Source organism: Xanthomonas translucens pv. undulosa (assembly GCF_017301775.1).
GTDB classification, from domain to species: Bacteria; Pseudomonadota; Gammaproteobacteria; order Xanthomonadales; family Xanthomonadaceae; genus Xanthomonas_A; species Xanthomonas_A translucens.
Map to the genome: position 1 here is coordinate 1,895,742 of NZ_CP063993.1, position 18,962 is coordinate 1,914,703.

General features: G+C 68.9%; 14 protein-coding genes and 2 pseudogenes. 8 read left to right on the forward strand and 8 right to left on the reverse strand.

Going from position 1 to position 18,962, the window contains the following annotated elements; translation table 11 throughout:
* Positions 1-229: 229 nt before the first annotated feature.
* Positions 230-3,022 carry a TonB-dependent receptor plug domain-containing protein gene (locus ISN38_RS08005; RefSeq protein WP_206712153.1) on the reverse strand — a complete coding sequence of 931 codons (2,793 nt, stop codon included), beginning with the start codon at positions 3,020-3,022 and terminating at the stop codon, positions 230-232.
* Between the two features lie 395 nt (positions 3,023-3,417).
* On the opposite strand from ISN38_RS08005, the gene ISN38_RS08010 reads away from it, so the two are divergent.
* From ISN38_RS08010 to ISN38_RS08030, 5 genes and pseudogenes are all read left to right on the forward strand, one after another.
* A complete protein-coding gene (locus ISN38_RS08010; RefSeq protein ID WP_038236344.1) occupies positions 3,418-4,812 on the forward strand; it encodes a C40 family peptidase in 1,395 nt (464 codons plus the stop codon).
* A complete protein-coding gene (locus tag ISN38_RS08015; RefSeq protein ID WP_206712154.1) occupies positions 4,809-5,912 on the forward strand; it encodes a dipeptide epimerase in 1,104 nt (367 codons plus the stop codon). Before ISN38_RS08010 ends, ISN38_RS08015 begins: the two co-directional genes overlap by 4 nt.
* Positions 5,913-6,300: 388 nt before the next feature.
* Positions 6,301-6,660 (forward strand): annotated as a pseudogene (locus ISN38_RS08020) (hypothetical protein); the annotation flags it as partial.
* Positions 6,657-7,952 (forward strand): APC family permease, encoded by a 1,296-nt coding sequence (locus ISN38_RS08025; RefSeq protein ID WP_003465376.1) that lies wholly within the window; start codon positions 6,657-6,659, stop codon positions 7,950-7,952. The pseudogene ISN38_RS08020 and the gene ISN38_RS08025, both read left to right, overlap by 4 nt.
* A gap of 87 nt (positions 7,953-8,039) precedes the next feature.
* A complete protein-coding gene (locus tag ISN38_RS08030; RefSeq protein ID WP_003465375.1) occupies positions 8,040-8,537 on the forward strand; it encodes a hypothetical protein in 498 nt (165 codons plus the stop codon).
* A 40-nt stretch (positions 8,538-8,577) separates the two neighbouring features.
* Here the strand turns inward: ISN38_RS08030 and ISN38_RS08035 are convergent.
* Positions 8,578-9,090, reverse strand: a pseudogene (locus ISN38_RS08035) (CcdC protein domain-containing protein).
* 192 nt (positions 9,091-9,282) lie between these two features.
* Between ISN38_RS08035 and ISN38_RS08040 the strand changes: the two are divergent.
* Positions 9,283-9,588 (forward strand): hypothetical protein, encoded by a 306-nt coding sequence (locus ISN38_RS08040; RefSeq protein ID WP_003465372.1) that lies wholly within the window; start codon positions 9,283-9,285, stop codon positions 9,586-9,588.
* 330 nt (positions 9,589-9,918) lie between these two features.
* On the opposite strand, the gene ISN38_RS08045 is transcribed toward ISN38_RS08040, so the two are convergent.
* The 6 genes from ISN38_RS08045 to tsaD form a co-directional block, all read right to left on the reverse strand.
* Complete coding sequence (locus ISN38_RS08045; protein ID WP_003465370.1) at positions 9,919-11,064, reverse strand: PQQ-dependent sugar dehydrogenase; 1,146 nt, start codon at positions 11,062-11,064, stop codon at positions 9,919-9,921.
* Positions 11,065-11,263: 199 nt separating this feature from the next.
* Positions 11,264-13,441 (reverse strand): glycoside hydrolase family 3 N-terminal domain-containing protein, encoded by a 2,178-nt coding sequence (locus ISN38_RS08050; RefSeq protein WP_003465369.1) that lies wholly within the window; start codon positions 13,439-13,441, stop codon positions 11,264-11,266.
* A gap of 320 nt (positions 13,442-13,761) precedes the next feature.
* On the reverse strand, positions 13,762-14,703 hold the full coding sequence (locus ISN38_RS08055; RefSeq protein WP_003465367.1) for an alpha-E domain-containing protein: 942 nt from the start codon (positions 14,701-14,703) through the stop codon (positions 13,762-13,764).
* Positions 14,703-16,151 carry a circularly permuted type 2 ATP-grasp protein gene (locus ISN38_RS08060; RefSeq protein WP_003465364.1) on the reverse strand — a complete coding sequence of 483 codons (1,449 nt, stop codon included), beginning with the start codon at positions 16,149-16,151 and terminating at the stop codon, positions 14,703-14,705. The genes ISN38_RS08055 and ISN38_RS08060 overlap by 1 nt, the downstream gene beginning before the upstream one ends.
* A 117-nt stretch (positions 16,152-16,268) precedes the next feature.
* Positions 16,269-16,628, reverse strand: a complete 360-nt coding sequence (gene folB / locus ISN38_RS08065) for a dihydroneopterin aldolase (protein ID WP_003465362.1) — start codon at positions 16,626-16,628, stop codon at positions 16,269-16,271.
* A complete protein-coding gene (gene tsaD, locus ISN38_RS08070; protein ID WP_003465345.1) occupies positions 16,621-17,769 on the reverse strand; it encodes a tRNA (adenosine(37)-N6)-threonylcarbamoyltransferase complex transferase subunit TsaD in 1,149 nt (382 codons plus the stop codon). Before tsaD ends, folB begins: the two co-directional genes overlap by 8 nt.
* A 121-nt stretch (positions 17,770-17,890) precedes the next feature.
* On the opposite strand from tsaD, the gene rpsU reads away from it, so the two are divergent.
* Positions 17,891-18,106, forward strand: coding sequence for a 30S ribosomal protein S21 (rpsU, locus tag ISN38_RS08075; protein WP_003465342.1), 216 nt, complete (start codon positions 17,891-17,893; stop codon positions 18,104-18,106).
* Between the two features lie 281 nt (positions 18,107-18,387).
* On the forward strand, positions 18,388-18,837 hold the full coding sequence (locus ISN38_RS08080) for a GatB/YqeY domain-containing protein (RefSeq protein ID WP_003465337.1): 450 nt from the start codon (positions 18,388-18,390) through the stop codon (positions 18,835-18,837).
* The last annotated feature ends 125 nt before the right edge of the window (positions 18,838-18,962 follow it).

Here is an 18,962-nt window from a genome sequence, read left to right on the forward strand (position 1 = left end):
ATTATAGAAACTCGGTCAACGAGATGGTTGTTGCGGGAGCGACTTCCATTTCCGTCCAGGCAGGCCTTAGCGCGAACGCCTCGGGACTGAAGTCCTCCCCCCCCCCAAAAAAAAAGAGCGGCACAGGGCGCTACCCGCACGAAGTCCGGATCGGCACATTCGCAGCTGAAATCCGCATCCGGATCGACATGCGCAATCAGCAGATCGCGAACCAGGATCATGCGTCCCCTCAAAAATGGTAGGTGAAGTTGGCGTACAGCTGACGCCCGATCGCGCTGTACACGCGCGGGAAGTACGGCCAGGCGGTGTAGCTGTCGTCGCGCGGATGGATCTTGTCGAACACGTTGAGCACGCTGATGCCGAGCGTGGCCTTGTCGGTGATCCGCTTGGCGATGTCCGCGTTCCAGATCACGTACGGCGCCACGCGTGCGCGCTCGGCGTAGTTGGGACGCGAGCCGTAGCGGTAGCCGTACAGGCTGGTCGACCAGTCGCCGACGCTCCAGTTCGCACGCCAGTTGGTACGAGTACGGAATGTCAGGTAATCGACGTCGTTCATCACGTCCAGCGGCTTGGCACCGACGAACTGCGCCACCTCCATCCTCAGCACCCGCGTGTAGCCGGCCTGCAGACCGAACGCGCCCCAGTCGCCAAGATCGAGGTTGTAGCGCAGGTTGGCGTCCACGCCATCGGTACGCATCAGCGACTGGTTGATCGGGAAGGTCTCGAACGCTGTGATCTGGCCTTCGGCGGTGAGATCGGTGCCGGGGCTGCGGGTCACCGACTGGAGGTAGAACTGGCAGGCCGCCGACGCAGTATCCACCGCATTGCCGGCGCGGTCGCGGCCGAGCAGGCAGTTGGCGTTGTTCTCCAGCAAGGCCTCGCTGGAGATCGACTCGACCCGGCCTTGCAGTTCGATGCGGTAGTAGTCCGCGCTCAGCGATAGCGTCGGCAGCACATCCCAGACGAAGCCCAGCGTGGTCGATTTGCCCTTCTCCTCCTCCAACAGCGGATTGGACGACTGGGTGGAGAAGGTCTGGTATTCGTGTGCGCTCGAACACGCGGCCGACAGCGGATCCAGGCCGTCGCGGCGGCACAGGTATTCGTCGGTGACGGTGGGATTGTTGGCGCTGGTGCCGGCGTAGATCCACAGCAGGTCCGGCGCGCGGAAGCTGGTGGCGTGGCTGCCGCGCAGCAGCAGGCTGTCGAACGGCCGCCATTCCAGGCCTGCCTGCCAGGTGGCGGCGGCGTCGACCGCGGTGATGTCGTCGTACTTGTCGTAGCGCCCGGCCAGCGTCGCACTGAGCCGGCGGAAGATCGGCACGCGCAGTTCCAGGCCGGCGGCGTAGCGGTCGCGCGGGCCGCCGCCCGGGGTCTGGGTCAGGTTGTAGATGCGCTCGCTGCCGGTGTAGTCCACGGTGGTGCGCGGATCCGGCGCCAGGTCGTATTTTTGCCGCGCCGCCTCCAGCACCGTGGCGATCTGCACCATGCCGGCCGGCAGTGCGAACAGGTCGCCGCTGAACACGAACTGTGCCTGGTCGGTGCTGGATTCGCCGCGGCTCACCACCTCGGTGGTGAGCTGGTCGTACAGCGCCGCGCTGCCCGGCGCGAACAACCTGTCGGCGTAGAACGCGCGGATCTCGGTGCTGTCGGGCCGATAGCCCAGCACCGGACCCATGTAGTAGTCGCGCACCGCGTTGGTGAGGAAGCGCGGGCGCCGCGTGCTGATGTCATAGCGCGACATCGACACGCTGGCGTCCCAGTCGAAGCGGCCGTCGAACAACTTGCCGCGTACGCCGGCGTTGAGGTTCCAGGATTTCTCGTCGTACGCGATGTGCTTGATCCCGCCCACTTCCGAGGGCAGGAAGATGCGCTGCGCGGTGACCAGGCCCAGGTCCGGATCGTAGACGGTGAACGCGCCTTCGCCGATGTAGTAGTGGGTCTGGCTGGAGCTTTCGTCCTTGGAGCGGTTGGCCAGCAGCTGCGCGTAGCCGGTGACGGCGTCGCTGAAATCGAAACTGCCGGACAGATAGGCGGACGTCTTGCCGTAGCCGTTCTGCACCGAGCGGCCTTCGTAGTAACCGAACGCGCCGCAGCGGTTGGCAGCGGCCAGGCTGTCGGCGGTCTTGTACGGCCTGAATGCCGGGTTGGTCGCCGCACACGCCGCATCCAGTGCGCCGGCAGAGGTGGACAGCGCGCCGCCGCTGGGCCACAGATAAGTGTTGCCGCGACGCAGGTAAACGCCGGAAATCGAGGCATTGGGGCTGGACGGATCGGCCTTGTTGGCCGGATGGTCGTCGTACGAATCCAGGAAGTCGCGCTGGCTGGCGACGATGGCTTCGCGGTCCAGCCGTTCGAACGCGTAGGTCAGGCTCCAACGGTCGCCGCTGCGCCCGCCGCTCCATTGCAGCTGGCCGCTGTCGCCGCCGCCGCGCGTGGTGGTGCCGCCGCGCAGGCGCAGCGTGTCGCCGCTGAAATCGCGCTTGGTGATGATGTTGACCACACCGGCCACCGCATCGGACCCATAGATCGCCGAGGCGCCGCCGCTCACCACCTCGATGCGCTCCACCGCCGCCGCGGGAATGCTGCCCAGGCTGACCGCCGTGCCGTTGGCGTTGTAGGACTGCGGATAGTCCGCCATGCGCTTGCCGTTGAGCAGGATCAACTGGTAGCCGGGTCCCAGGCCGCGCAGGTTGAGGTACTGGCCGTTGGGCGAACTGCCGGTCTGGTCGCTTTCGTTGAAGGCGCTGCCGCTGAACTGGGTCAGCGTGCCGAGCGATTCCCACACCGTGCTGAAGCCCTGCTTCTGGATGTCCTGCGCGGTGATGACGGTCACCGGCGCCGGCCCTTCCAGCTGCGAGCGCGCGATGCGCGAACCGGTGACGGTGAGCTTGTCCAGGTCGCGCGTGGCGATGGACGCGTCCTGCGCTGCTGCGAGCGACGGCAATGCGAACCCGGCCAGCAGCGCAAGCGCGAGCCGAGACGGTCGGAAGGGGAAACGGGAACGCTGAACTGGGCTGGGCACGCGGCTCTCTCTTGCAATCGACGACGGACATTGACGACGGCGCGCAGAGTCGACGCAGGCCAGCAGCCGGCCGCCATTCCTGGGCATCCACGCGGGCAGCGTGACGCACGGCCGCAGCGCGGCGCCCTTCTCTGTCATCGCGTCTTTTCCCAGATGCGCGTGCCGAACAGCGCCCCCCCCCCCCTGCGACATGCGCCCATCCCGCCCAGGCCATCGCCGCGCCGCTCGCCGAACCGCTGCTTGCCGCCATCGGTTACACACACCTGCGTTTCGGATTTAGCACGGCGCGAAACGGCATGTCAATCGAGGCTTCTTGACAAGCCCGAGCAGGGAAAACAGTATTCCGGGACCGGCGCGCAGCGGTCCGGTGCTCTCTACAACCGCCCCGGGGTCCGATGAACACGATGCGTGGCCTGTGCCTGTTACTGGCCGCAGCATTGAGCGCGCCCATCGCCATGGCCAGCGTCGCCGGCGACGCGCCGTTCCAGTTGCAAGCCAGCCAACTGCAGGCCGATTACTGGATCGCACGTCTGCCCGCTGCAGCGCCACCGCTGCTCGACGCGGCGCAAGTGCAGGCCTTCAATGCGCACCTGCTGCGCCACGATGCGGCGATGCACGACTTGCAGGCGCTGCCCGATCGCTATAGTGCAGCGCAGGTGCGCGCGCAGGTGCTGGCGCGGTCGGCGCCGCCCACGCGCGCGCGCTACGACACGCGCGGCGTCGTGCTCGATGCCGCGCAGCTGACCGCCCTGCAGTCCGCGCTCGCGCTGGACACGATTCCCGCGCAGGTCGCGCCGCGTTACGCGCTGGTGGTGCGCCGCGCCGACCTACGTACCTTCCCGACCCGGCAACGCGTTTTCAGCAGCCGCGACGACCACGACATCGACCGCTTCCAGGAATCGGCGCTGTTTCCCGGCACCGCGGTGGCGATCCTGCACGCCAGTGGCGACGGTCAGTGGCTGTTCGTGCTGGCGCCGAACTACGCGGCGTGGATCGAACGCGACCGCGTGGCCGAGGGCGAGCGCGACGCCGTGCTCGGCTACGCACAACGGACGCCGCGCCTGCTGGTCACCGGCGCGCGTGCACTGACCGCGTTCACCCCGGAAGTGCCGACGGCGTCGCAGCTGTCGCTGGACATGGGCGCCAGCCTGCCGTTGCTGCAGGACTGGCCCGCGCAACAGACGGTCAACGGCCAGTCGCCGCTGGCCGCCTATGTGGTGCAGCTGCCTTTGCGCGATGCCGAGGCCCGGCTGCGGCTCGCCCCCGCGCTGGTGCCGCGCAGCGCCGACGTCGCCACCGCAGCGCTGCCGGCCACGCAACGCACCCTGCTGCTGCAAGCGTTCAAATTCCTCGGCGAGCGCTACGGCTGGGGCAACGACTATGCTGCGCGCGACTGCAGCGGCTTCGTCGCCGACGTCTACCGCAGCCTGGGCATCGCGTTGCCGCGCAATACCGGCGACCAGGCGCGCAGCCCCAGTCTCACCAGCGTGCCCTACATCGCTGCCGCCCCGCTGGCGCAACGGCGGCAAACACTGTCGCAGCTGCAGGCCGGCGACCTGGTGTACATCCCCGGCCACGTGATGCTGGTGATCGGCCACGACCGCGGCGCCACCTGGGTAATCCACGACATCGCCGGGGCCAGCTACCGCGACGCCTCCGCGCAGTTGCAGCGCGTGCACCTCAACGGCGTCTCGGTGACCCCGCTGGAGCCGATGCTGCTGAGCGACGGCACGCCCTTCATCGACCGCATCACTCGCATCCGACGCGTCCGCCCGATCGCCGCCGAATGAAGATCACCGACATCCAGCTGGGCATGCTGCGCGTGCCGCTGAAGACCCCGTTCAAGACCGCATTGCGCACCGTGGAAACGATCGAGGACGTAATCGTGCTGGTGCACACCGACAGCGGCCACATCGGCTATGGCGAAGCGCCGGCGACTGCGCCGATCACCGGCGACACCCACGGCTCGATCGCCGAAGCGATCGACCGCTTCATCAAGCCGCGCCTGCTCGGCGCGGACGTGGCCGACCTCAACCGGCTGACCGGACTGATCCAGGGCGCGCTGCAGCACAACAGCAGCGCCAAGGCCGCGGTGGAAATCGCAGTCTACGATCTATGGGCGCAGCTGTACGGCGCGCCGCTGTACCGGATGCTCGGCGGCGGCACGCCGGCCATCAGCACCGACCTCACCATCAGCGTGGACGCCATCGACAAGATGGTGGCCGACGCGCTGTCGGCGCTGGCGCGCGGCTTCGCCTGTCTAAAGATCAAGGTCGGCAAGGACCTCGGCGTGGACATCGCACGGGTCAAGGCGATCCACGCCGCGGTCGCAGGCCGCGCTTCGCTGCGCCTGGACGCCAACCAGGGCTGGACCCCGAAGCAGGCGGTGCAAGCGATGCGCACGCTGGAAGACGCCGGGGTGGCGCTGGAGCTGCTGGAGCAGCCGGTCAAGGCCTGGGACATCGACGGTCTGAAGTACGTGACCGAGCGGGTGAACACGCCGGTGATGGCGGACGAAAGTGCGTTCGCGCCGGCGCAGGTGGTCGACCTGATCCAGCGCCGCGCCGCGGATATCGTCAACATCAAGCTGATGAAGAGCGGCGGGCTGTCCAACGCGATCCGCATCGCCGACATTGCCGCGCTGTACGGGGTGGAATGCATGATCGGCTGCATGCTGGAGTCGAGCATCAGCGTGGCGGCGGCAGTGCACCTGGCGGTGGCCAAGGCCGACATCATCACCACGGTGGACCTGGACGGCCCGTCGCTGGGCCTGTTCGACCCGGTGCAAGGCGGGGTGCACTTCAACGAGTCGCAGATCACGATCACCGACGCGCCGGGCCTGGGCATTCGCGAGATCCGCGGCCTGGAACTGCTGCCGCCGCGCGGGTGATAAGGGCGCGTTGGCGCATACGCGGCAATGCGCACGGCCGACGCATGCGACAGCGTCCATCGCGATCGCGCTTGCCATCACCACGTAGGGCGACACCCCATTGGCAGGCCAGTCCACCGCGCCTACCGACATCACACAGACGGTCTACGTGCATGATCCCGCGCTGTTGTACCTTTCAGCATTGCTGCATCCGCTCGACTTCGCGGTCGTGCCCATGCGCCAACCCCACCCAGACCGCAGGCGGCAGCTGGCGGTGAACCTGCAGCGGGTCCAGCACCCGCTCTACGCCCGATCGTGACCGGAGATGCGCATGCCGAAATTCCCATGGTTGCCCGCCCTGACACAGACCGGCAGCCTCCGCCGCAGCTGTCTGGCGGCCATGGCACTTTCGCCGCTGTCCAACCGCATCGTCGACGCCGACCGGGTCGGCGTGGACGCGGTGACCGGCTGCACCGAACCGATGCGCCTGGACCTGCACCACGACGGCGATCGCCGCTACCAGGAAGGCTTCGTGATCGGCCACACCCCGCCGGCGCGGCCCGGCACCGGTCGCTGCATCTTCGCTCACCTGTGGCGTGCCGCAGCCGAGGCAACCGCCGGCTGCACTGCGATGGAGCCGGCCGACATGCAGCGCCTGCTGGCCTGGCTGCGGCCGAACGCCGTGCCGCTGTGCGTGCTGCTGCCGCGCAACGACCACGAACGCTTGCGCGGCGCCTGGGCACTGCCGGCCGTGGAGCCGGCACCATGAGCACCGCACCCGAACCGAGCCTGGTCCGCGCGGTCAGCCGCTGGCAGATCGTCGGCCTGTCGATCAACGACGTGATCGGCAGCGGCATCTATCTGCTGCCCGCCGCCGCCGCCGCGCTGCTCGGACCGATGAGCCTGTGGGCGATACTGCTGGCCGGGCTGGCGGTGGGATTGCTGGTGCTGTGCTACGCGCAGGCCGCCAGCTATTTCGACGAACCCGGCGGCAGCTACCTGTATGCGCGCGAGGCGTTCGGCCGCTTTGCCGGCTTCGAGATCGGCTGGATGATCTGGCTGACCCGGATCAGTTCCGCGGCCGCGCTCGGCAACGGCCTGGCCGATGCGGTGGTGCGCTTCTGGCCGGCCGCGACCGGCGGCGGCGCGCGCCTGGCGATCGTGGTCGGCTCGCTCGGCCTGCTCACCGCGATCAACGTGATCGGGGTGAAATCAGCCGCGCGCACCGGCGTGGCGCTGGTGATCGGCAAGCTGGTGCCGCTGCTGCTGTTCGTGAGCATCGGCCTGTTCTACGTGGACTGGTCGTTGGCGTTCTCCGGCAAAGCCCCGGACCTGCGCGACTTCGGCAACATGGGCGAAGCGGCGCTGTTGCTACTGTTCGCCTACGCCGGCTTCGAGAACATCCCCGCCGCCGCCGGCGAATACCGAAATCCCCGCCGCGACGTGCCGTTCGCGCTGATCACCATGATCGTCACCGTCACCCTGATCTATGCCGCGGTGCAGGTCGTCGCGCAGGGTACGCTGACGAACGTGGCGCAGTCGGCGACACCATTGGCCGATGCCGCCAGCGGCTTCGGCGGCGAGGCGTTGGCGCTGATCCTCACCGTCGGTGCCACCATCTCCATCCTCGGCACCACCAGCAACACGGTGATGCTGGGGCCACGCTTCCTGTTCGCACTGGCCCAGGACGGTTACGGTCCGGCGTTCCTGGCACGGGTGCATCCACGCTTCCGTACGCCGGCCGCGGCGATCCTGCTGCAAGGTGTGCTGTCGCTGGCGCTGGCACTGTCCGGCTCGTTCGTGCAACTGGCGCTGCTGTCGATGGTCACCCGCCTGTTCACCTACATCGGCACGGCCGCGGCGGTGCTGGTGCTGGCGCGGCGCTACCGCGACCGGCCGGGTGCGCTGCATCTGCCGGGCGGCCCGCTGATCCCGCTGGCGGCACTGCTGCTGGCGTTGGCGCTGCTGCTCAGCGCCAGCTGGCAGAACCTGGCCGCGGCCGGCGTGGCGCTGCTGGTCGGCGCGCTGTTCTACCGCTTCCCGCGCAAGGCACCGGCGTAGGGCCTTCACGCAACCTTGCGCGGCTGTCACGGGCGGGTAACCGCAGCGCTCCGACGCTGCACGTCAGCCTCAGCGATGGAGTCCGCGATGAAACGACGCCGTGTCTACAGCGCCCCCGATCTGGCCACCGCCACGCGCGCCCTGCAAGCGGCGCGCAGCGCCGGCATCGACAACGACGCCCTGTCGCTGATCGCACGCAGCGACATCGAACTGGACGCGATCCCCGACGAGCGCAAGGACGTCAAGACCGACACCTTGCCCGCCGCCGCGCGCGGCGCGCTGGGCGGCGGCGCGGCCGGGCTGCTCGCCGGGCTGGCAGCGATCGCGGTGCCGCCGCTGGGCATCACCCTGGCCGGCGCCGGAGTGATGGCGATCGCCGGCGCCCTGGTCGGCAGTTGGTCCTCGGCACTGGTCGGCGCCACCGTGCCGGATCCGGTGCGGCGCAACTTCGAAGAGGAAATCGAGGCCGGCCGCATCCTGCTGGTGATCGAGGGCGACGCGGCGCAACTGGATGCGGCCGATCCTGCATTGCGCGACGCCGGCACGGTCGCGCTGCCGTACGAGTCCGCCGCTGCCGCGCAATGACGCTGTCCTGCGCGTTGCAGGCGGCACCGTCTTCGCGCCGCTAGGATGCTTGCGGCGGCGCCAGCGCGCGCATGCGCAGCAGCAAGCCGCCGGTGTGCACCAACGAATATGCGATCAGCACCGCCGCGATCGCCAGGGTCAGCGGGCTGGCATTGTGCAGCGACTGCGCGCTGCCGCCGGAAAACGCACCGCTGGCCCAGCCCTACGCCAGGCGCCCGATCAGCAGCACGCAGAGTCCGGCGCCGATCCAGGGATTGGGCGTGTAGTAGCGCTTGCCGTGGCGCAATTCGATGTCGGTGTGCTGCAAGGCGAGCACGCCCAGCGCTGCGCCGGCCAGCATCCCCAGCCCCATGCCGAGACGGGCCGGCGGCAACACCGCCGCCAGATAGCTCAGCCCGGCCGCCGCCATCGCCAGCACCAGCAGCCGCGCCAGCGTCCGCCGCGGCTGCCAGGGCTGACGGCCGAAATAGCGGCGAATGCGCCGGTAGTACAGCCCGCCGATGCCGGCGGTGGCCAGATAAGGGGCGAGCAAGGCGATACCGGTGGTAGCCATGGAATCCTGCGGCAGGAAAGAACGCGCAGTTGCCGGACCGTAATCCATCTGCTGCCCGCCACGTCGCCGGCGCCGAAGCGGCGACGGGAATCGACCGAGCCCGCACGCTTCATGCCTCGATCACGCGATGCTGGAAGCGCATTAACGGCACCGGCGCTAGGGTCGAAAACCACATCCGCACAGGAGACGACGATGAGCGTTCCGTATCAGATTCCCGGGCGCGCGCCCAACGACGACGATCGCAGCCAGGTGTCGCACTACTGGCGTGAGCGTTTCGCCGAAGAGCCGTATTACAGCGACGGCGAACGCTTCGAGGACTACGAACCGGCTTACCACGCCGGACACGAAGCGCGCATACGCAACTTCAACCTGGCCTACGAACAGGTCGAGACCGACCTGCATCGCGACTGGGACAACACCAAGGGGTCGCAGACCCTGAGCTGGAGCAAGGCCCGCCACGCGGTGCGCCGTGCCTGGGAGCTGGCCGGGCAGGATTGATTGGGTGATCGCTGCTGGCAGGCTGCCGTTGCGGTAGCGTCGCACGGCCCTTCCGAATCGCTCCGCGGCCATCCACGTGGCGCGGGTGGGGGCCGCGCGCGATTCACGCTGCGCTTGGGCGTTTCGGCGAGCGCCTCATGCGGAGCGTTTTTGGTCGCGGCTGAAGCCGCTCCTACAAGGGTGACTGGGCGGCACCTGCAGGAGCGGCTTCAGCCGCGACCGAACGCCCAGCGGCCGCAACGCAAACCCGTTCCCGCGCAGATCGACCACCTCTCGCCGCCGATCGCAGCGGCGCAGCCACGCATCCCCCGTCGGCTCGGTTCTGTCGGCTCAGCTCTGCATCGGTTGCAGCTTCAGCAGGCGTGCGCTGCTACCGTCTTCCAGCAGCCACAGCGCGCCGTCCGGACCCTGTTCCACTTCGCGGATGCGCTTGCCCATGTCGTAGCGCGCCGCTTCGCGCGCGTGGTCGCCGTCGAACTCGATGCGCAGCAGCGACTGCGAGGACAGGCCGCCGATGAAGCCGTTGCCGCGCCATTGGGGAAAGGCGCTGCCGCTGTAGATGACGAAGCCGGCCGGCGAAATCACCGGCGTCCAGCTGAGTTTCGGCGCGGCGAATTGCGGACGCGTGCTGTGATCGGGAATCGGCCGGCCGTCGTAATGGTCGCCGTTGGAGACAATCGGATAACCGTAGTTGGCGCCGCGCTGGATCAGATTCAGTTCGTCGCCACCGGCCGGGCCCATCTCGTGTTCCCACAGTTGGCCGTTGGCGTCGAAGGCCAGGCCGAGCACGTTGCGATGGCCCAGCGACCACACCTGTGCGGCGACGCCGCCGCGGCGCGCGAACGGGTTGTCGGCCGGCACGCTGCCGTCGTCGTTGAGGCGCACGATCTTGCCCAGGTTGCTGTTCATGTCCTGCGCCGGATCGAATTTCTGCCGCTCGCTGGAACTGATCCACAGCTTGCCGTCGGGACCGAACGCCAGGCGGTGGCCGTAGTGGCCGCTGCCCGACACCTTGGGCTGCTGCCGCCAGATCACCTGCAGCTGCGACAACGCGCCGCCGCCATTGGCATCCAGGGTCAGCTTGGCGCGCGCCACCGCGGCGCCGCGGGTGTCGCCGCTGCCGGCCTCGACGTAGCTCAGGTACAGCCAGCCGTTCTGGGCGAAGTCCGGATGCGGCAGCACGTCGCCGAACCCGCCCTGGCCGCTGTAGTCGACCGCGGGCACGCCGCTGACCGTGCCGGTGCGGCCGCTGCCCGGGTCGAAACGCTTGAGTGTGCCGCCCTTCTCGGTTATCAGTGCGCTGCCGTCGGGCAGGAAGCTCATCGCCCAGGGTTCGTTGAACGTGGCGAACGGCGTCACCGAGAACGGCCAGTCGCCCCGCCGTTCGGCGCTGCTGGCGGCCGGTGCCGCATCTGCGGCGGACACGGCCAGGCTCAGCAGCAATGCACAGACCAAACCCAGGAAAGAACGTTGCATGCGCGCACCTATCCGAATGGGGTCGAGGGCGAACCTAGCAAACCCGGCGTGGACGGCAAGCATGCAGCGACCCAAGCCGTGGCCGCGATCACGCGCGACGCGCGCGCCGCGTAAACAGCGGCCTGCACGCGACGCCGCAGCGGCGGGCCGGGCAGAGCAGCGCGCAGACGACCGTGCCGCGGCCGCCTGCGCGCCGTTGTCAGGCCTGCGGCAGCAGCTCGAAGCCGACCGGCTCACCGCTGGCAGACGACGCGCAAACCCACAGCGCGAACAGCCCCGGCTCGGCCTCGCAATGGCCGTCGCGGCCGCTGAAGGCCAGGCAGCGGCGGTCCAGGGTGAACACCACGTCCATGCCCTGCCCCGGCGCCAGCTGCACCTTGCGGAAACCCTTCAGTTCACGCACCGGGCGCACTCGGCTGGCGACGCGGTCGTGCACGTACAGCTGCACCACTTCCTCGCCGGCACGCGCGCCGACGTTGTCGATGCGGGTGGTCACGGTCAGCGTGTCGTCCCAGCCCAGCTGCACGCGATCCAGCTGCGGCGCGCCGTAGGCGAAGCGGGTGTAGCCGATGCCGTGGCCGAACGGATACAGCGGCGCGTTCGGGATCTCGCGCCAGCGCGCCTTGAACTCGCTCATCGTCGGCAGCTCCGGCCGGCCGGTGCGCGCGTGGTTGTAGAAATACGGCTGCTGGCCCGGGTCGAGCGGGAAGCTGACCGGCAACCGCGCCGAGGGGTTGTAATCGCCGAACAGCACATCGGCCACCGCCGGGCCGGTCTGCGTGCCCAGGTACCAGGTCACCGCGATCGCTGCCGCGTCGCGCACCGCGCCCTGCAGCGCCAGCGCGCGGCCGTTGCGCAGCAGCACCACCAGAGGCGTACCGGTGGCAGCCACTGCTTCGGCCAGCGCCTGCTGTGCCGGCGGCAGCACGATCTGCGTGCGCGACTGCGCTTCGCCGCTGTAGCGCTGCGGCTCGCCCAGCGCCAGCACCACCACGTCGGCGCCGCGCGCGGCGGCCACCGCCGCATCGATGCCGCCGTCCAGCGGCGCTTCCAGCTCGCAACCCGGCACCACGCTCAGCGCCTCGGCGTCGTCCAGCGCGGCGCGCACGCCGGCTTCCAGGGTCACATAGCGGGTCTTGTCGCCGAACAGCGTCCAGCACCCCTCGATGTTCTCGCGGTCCTGCGCGAACGGCCCGATCAGCGCGATGGCCTGCCCGCGCTTGCGCAGCGGCAGCACGTCGCCGTCGTTCTTCAGCAGCACGATCGAGCGCCGCGCCGCATCGCGCGACAGCGCATCGTGCGTGGCGATATGCGACTGGTCAGCCTCGCGCGCCGGGTCCAGCGAACGGTACGGATCGTCGAACAGGCCGATGGTTTCCTTCAGCGCCAGCACCCGCCGCACCGCTGCGTCCAGCGCGGCCACCGGCACTTCGCCGTCGGCCACCAGCGATGGCAGATGCGCAGCATAGAAACCGCTCTGCATGCTCATGTCCATGCCGGCCAGGAACGCCTTCTTGGTCGCGTCGCGCTCGTCGGCCGCATAGCCGTGCGCGATCAGTTCCATATCGGCGGTGTAGTCGGAGATCACCACGCCGGGGAACTTCCACTCATCGCGCAGGATCTCGGTCAGCAGTGCGTGGTTGGCGCTGGCAGGCACGCCGTTGATGTCGTTGAACGAGGTCATCACGCTCAGCGCACCGGCGCCGAACGCGGCCTGGAACGGCGGCAGGTGCACGTCGCGCAGGGTCTGCGGGGCGATGTCCACGCTGTTGTATTCCATGCCCGCGGCGACCGCGCCGTAGGCGGCGAAGTGCTTGGGCGTGGCCAGCAGCGCGTCGTGCGCGCGCAGATCCGGGCCGTGGAAGCCGCGCACGCGCGCGGCGGCGAACGCGCAGCCCAGCAACACGTCCTCGCCGGCGCCCTCGGCGCCGCGGCCCCAGCGCTGGTCGCGGGCGATGTCCACCGCCGGCGCATAGGTCCAGTGGATGCCGGCGGCGGTGGCCTCGACCGCGGTGGCGCGCGCGGTGCGCTCGGCCAGCTCCGGCTCGAAGCTGGCGGCCTCGCCCAGCGGAATCGGGAACACGGTGCGCATGCCGTGGATCACGTCCGCGGCCAGGATCACCGGAATGCCCAGGCGGCTCTCTTCCAGCGCGGTCTGCTGGATGCGCCGCCCCAGTTCGGCGCCCACGCCGTTGAACAACGAGCCGACCAGGCCGGCGCGCACCTGCTGCAGCACCTCGTCGGCATTGCTGACGTTCGCTTCCGGATTCACGTCGGGCGCGAACGGTCGCACCATGTCGGCAAAGACGCCAAGCTGGCCGACCTTCTCTTCGACGGTCATGCGGGCGATGAGCGATTCGATACGATCCGAAGCCATGAGGTCCTTGGAGAAAACGTTTACATAGCCGGCAATTCTAGCTCTCCGGCCAGACGAAAGAGCAAATGCAGGCACCGGATCGCCTATTCGGGCAACGGTTTACCACCGGCGGACGCCCCCCCCCCCGTCCGCTCCATACGCCACCTGATCCCGCTACCGGACCGGCCGCGGCAGGCATGCGGCGCACTGGCGACGCGTCCGCGAACACACCGGCCTTGCCCTCCAGCGCAGGCCGGATTGCGTCTCAACCCTCATGCGACGCCATGGTCATGCCCCGCAGCGGCGATGCACGGTACCGGCACGCGCAGGCCGCGCGCGCCTCACGAACTGAAATAGGCCTCGGCGATCGCGGTATGCAGGTAGCCCAGGTGAGTCTGGATCTCGTCCATGAACTCGGCCGGATTGTGCCGCGCCAGGTAGAACGGGTCGGCATTGCGCACCAGCCCGTTGATCCGCATCAGCGCGCGCTCCACGTTCGGCCGCGGCGGCATGGTCGGCAGGATGTGCTGTGCGCGGGTCAGGCAGAAATGCACGCTGCGCGGGAAATCGTTGTTCTGCAGCAGGAAGCGCAGCGCATGCTCGCCGGTGACGCGCTGGCGCACGTGGCGCCGGTACATCTGGTAAGCCGCCAGCGAGCGCAGCACGCTCATCCACTGCATGTTCTGGTAGGCCTCCAGATCGTCGGCCTTGCGCGGGGTGATCAGGCCCGAGGCGCCGGCGTCGATGATGCGCGTGGTCATATCGGCCTGTTCGATCGCCGTGCCCAGGCGCAGGAACTGGAAGCCGATGTCGCGGCTGACGTTGGCGGTGAGCAGGCCGGACACCTTCAGGCAGGCGTCGGTGACGTGACCAAGGAACTCCATCCGGTAGCGGCGGCCGACGCTGCGCTCGCCGTTGGCGTCGATGTACAGGTGCAGGTCGTTGACCGCCTCCCACACTTCCTGCGGCAGCGTGTCGCGGATGCCGCGCAGCAGTTCGCGCGCCTGACGCGCCGAACTGCGCAGCGAGGACGGATTGCGCTCGTCCAGCAACAGGAAGCGCACCACGTCGGCATCGCCGACATCGTCGCCGGCATGCGGGAACCAGGTGTTGAAGATCTCGCCGGCGCCGACCGTGTCGATCATCGGCCGCCAGGCGAAACGCACCGAGCGCGGCAGGTCCAGCTGCAGCAGGCTGCCAACGCCGACCAGCCGCGCGGTGGTCTCGGCGCGGCGCACGTAGCGGCTGAACCAGTAGAGGTTGTCGGCGACCCGCGACAGCATCAGTCCGTCTCCTCGTCCAGGTCCACCACCCAGGTGTCCTTGGCGCCGCCGCCCTGCGAGGAATTGACCACCAGCGAGCCCTCTTCCATCGCCACCCGGGTCAGCCCACCGGTGGTGACGTAGACGTCCTCGCGCGACAGGATGAACGGGCGCAGGTCCAGATGCCGCGCCGATGGGCCGACCTCGGTCACGATCGGCGCGGTGGACAGGCCCAGCGTCGGCTGCGCCATGTAGTTGCGCGGATCGGCCTGGATCAGCTTGCGGAACTCGTCGCGCTGGCGCTTGGTCGAGCGCGGCCCGATCAGCATGCCGTAGCCGCCGGATTCGTTGGCCGGCTTCACCACCAGTTCGTCGAGGTGCTCGAGCACGTATTGGCGGTCCTTGTCGTCGTGGCACAGGTAGCTGGGCACGTTGGGCAGGATCGGCTCTTCGTCCAGGTAGTAGCGGATCATCTTCGGCACGTAGGCGAACACCACCTTGTCGTCGGCCACGCCGGCGCCGGGCGCATTGGCCAGCGCCACCTTGCCGGCGCGCCAGCTGCGGATCAGCCCGGGCACGCCGAGCACCGAATCGGGCTGGAACACCTCCGGATCGATGAACAGGTCGTCGATCCGGCGATAGATCACATCGACCCGGCGCGGCCCGTAGATGGTGCGCATGTAGGTGCAGTCGTCGTCGGCGACGAACAGGTCGTCGCCCTCGACCAGTTCGATGCCCATCGCCTGGGCCAGGTAGGCGTGTTCGAAATACGCGCTGTTGAAGATGCCCGGGGTCAGCAACGCGATCACCGGCTGGTCGCCCGGGCGCGGCGACAGCGCGGCCAGGGTGTCGTACAGCTGCGCCGGATACTCGTCCACCGGCAGGATCGCGCTGGTGTCGAACAGTTCCGGAAACACGCGCTTGGCGACCATGCGGTTTTCCAGCATGTATGAAACGCCGCTGGGAATGCGCAGGTTGTCCTCCAGCGCATACAGCGTGCCGTCGGCGTCGCGCACCAGGTCCGAACCGCAGATATGCGCCCACACGCCCAGCGCCGGCGCAATGCCCACGCATTGCGGGCGGAAGTTCACCGAATGCTCCAGCAACATCGCCGGGAACACCTTGTCCTTGACGATGCGCTGCGCGCCGTAGACGTCGCCGATGAACAGGTTGAGCGCGCGCATGCGCTGCTTCAGCCCGGCCTCGGTGCGCTGCCATTCGCGCAGCGGGATCACTCGCGGAATCAGATCGAACGGCAGCGTGCGATCGACGTTGCGGCCATCGGAATAGACGGTGAAGGTGATGCCCATGACCCGAGCGGCGACATCGGCGGCGAGCTGGCGCTCGGACAATTCGCGGCCGGACAGGCTGGACAGGTATTCGATGACCCGGCGGGCGGCGGGACGCGGCTGACCATCTGCCTGGATCAGCTCGTCGTAGGTGGCCGTGCGGTACTTACTCCAGTCCATCGTGTCCCGTGGGTGTACGCCACCAGACGCCAGCGGCCAGGTGTTGCGTTGCACAGCAACATGCCCGTAACCGGAATGAGCGTCAAGCGGCTGCGGCGATGCCGCGTGGGCGTGCGCTCAGCCAGCGTCGCGGCTACGTTCGATGATCACGCCCACCGCCTGCGCGCAGCGCACCGCGCCCGGCTTGCTCAGCTTCAGCCGCAGCCAGCGCACGTCGAACTCGGCCAGCACCGCAGCCGCGCAGCGCTCGGCCAGCGTCTCGACCAAGCCGTAGTCGGACTGCTCGACCAGCTCCACCAAGCGCTTGCTGACCGCCTTGTAGTTGAGCGTATCGGCGATGTCGTCGCTGGCCGCCGGCACCCGGTTGTCGAAGCCCATCTCCAGATCGAAGCGCAAGGTCTGCCGGATCCGCCGCTCCCAATCGTAGATGCCGATCAGCGCATCGATTTCTAGACCTTCGATGAAAACTCTATCCATGGTCGGGACTCGTGACAGGGGACTTGGGACTCGGAAAAACGGAAGCCTGAGGCTCTACCGGGTCCCGAGTCCCGAGTCCGGAGTCCCGCAGCGGCGCAGCCGCCAACGGCGGCAGCGCCGCCATGTCCCAGCGCGGCGTCACCCGTACCGCCGCGTCGCTGCACTGGCCGGCCTGCAGGCGCAGCGCGCCGGCGAAGGCGATCATCGCGCCGTTGTCGGTGCACAGCGCCGGGCGCGGGAAACAGGCGCGGCCGCCGCGCGCCTGCGCCATCGCCTGCAGCCTGGCGCGCAGACGCACATTGGCGCCGACGCCGCCGGCGACCACGATGGTGTCGCAGCCGGCCGCCTGAAGCGCGCGCTCGCACTTGATCGCCAGCGTGTCCACCACCGCATCCTCGAAGCCGCGGGCGATGTCGGCGCGGGTGCTCGCGCTCTGGTCGCTGCCGCGCCAGGCCAGCAGCACCTGGGTCTTGAGCCCGGAGAAACTGAAATCCAGCCCGGGCCGGTCGGTCATCGGCCGCGCGAAGCGGAACCGGCCCGGCATGCCCTGCGCGGCCAGCGCGGCCAGCTGCGGGCCGCCCGGATACGGCAGGCCCATCATCTTGGCGGTCTTGTCGAAGGCCTCGCCGGCGGCGTCGTCCAGGGTCTCGCCGAGCAGCCGGTAGCTGCCGATCGCGTCAACCGCGATCAATTGGGTATGCCCGCCGGACACCAGCAGCGCCACGAACGGCGGCGCCGGCACGCCGTGCACCGGATCGGGATCCTCCATCAGCGGCGCCAGCAGGTGGCCTTCCATATGGTGGACGCCGATCGCCGGCACCTCCAGCGCCCAGGCCAGCGCACGGGCGACGCCGGCGCCGACCAGCAAGGCGCCGACCAGGCCCGGGCCGGCGGTATAGGCCACCCCGTCCAGGTCGCGCACGCCCAGCCCGGCCTCGGCCAGGGTCTGGCGGATCAGCGGCAGCAGCTTGCGCACGTGATCGCGGCTGGCCAGTTCCGGCACCACCCCGCCGTATTCGGCGTGCAGCGCAATCTGGCTGTAAAGCCCGTGCGCGCGCAGCGCGGCCGCGCCGGACAGGGCGGTGTCGTAGACGGCGACGCCGGTTTCGTCGCAGCTGGATTCGATGCCGAGGACTCTCATGGCTGCCATTGTGGGGCCGAATCGGCGGCAGGCAAACGCCCCGCTTGCAGCCAGGAAATCAATCGCTATAATGTGCGGCTCGCCGGGCGTGACCCGGTCACCATTGTGTCCCGGAGATTCCATGCCCAGCGTCAAAGTCCGCGAGAACGAGCCCTTCGAGTTTGCGCTCCGCCGCTTCAAGCGCACCTGCGAAAAAGCCGGCGTGCTGGCCGAAACCCGCAAGCGCGAGTTCTACGAAAAGCCGACCCAGGAACGCAAGCGCAAGGCCGCAGCCGCGGTGAAGCGCCAGTTGCGCCGTACGTCTCGCGACGTCACCAAACGCCAGCGTCTGTACTGAGGATCGCGGTTTGCGGTAGCGGATCGTGCCGGTTTCGGCATCCTCTACGGTAGGCCAACGAAGCCGGCACGCGCAAGCGTCGCCGGCTTTTTGTGTGGCCGTGGGTCAGGCCCGGCAACCCGCGGCGCCGGCCCTCTCCGCATCGGGCCGGCGTGCGCTCCGGCGCACCCGCCACCTGCCCCTGCGCCCGCTTCGGCGCGCGGCCGCCTGCATCCTGCCCGGACCGCTGCGGCGCAACGCCTAGAATGCCTCCTGTCTTCCCATCCCTTTAGGAACCCCTCATGACGACCCTCAAGCAGCAGCTCACCGACGACATGAAGGCCGCGATGAAGGCACGCGACACCCACAGCCTGGGCGTGATCCGGCTGATCAACGCGGCGATCAAGCAGAAGGAAGTGGACGAGCGCAAGGATGTGGACGACGCCGCGGTGCTGGCGCTGATGGACAAGATGGTCAAGCAGCGCAAGGACTCGGTGAGCCAGTACGCCGCGGCCGGGCGCGAGGATCTGGCGTCGATCGAGCGCGAGGAGATCGTGGTGATCGAGCGCTACCTGCCGGCCAAGCTCGGCGAGGCGGAGATCGTCGCCGCGATCCAGGCCGCGATCGCGCAGACCGGCGCCAGCGGCGCGGCCGACATGGGCAAGCTGATGGCCGTGCTGAAGCCGGCGCTGGCCGGCAAGGCCGACATGAGCCTGGTCTCGGTGCTGGTCAAGCAGCAGCTGGCCGGCTGATCCGACGGCGGGTTTCACCCGCCTTTCGACCGCCGGCTGCTACAACGCCGGCGAGCCTGCGACACCTTATCGCGCACACGCGGGCCCGGCATCGCACGCTGCCGCGCCCGTCGCAAGGCTGCTCC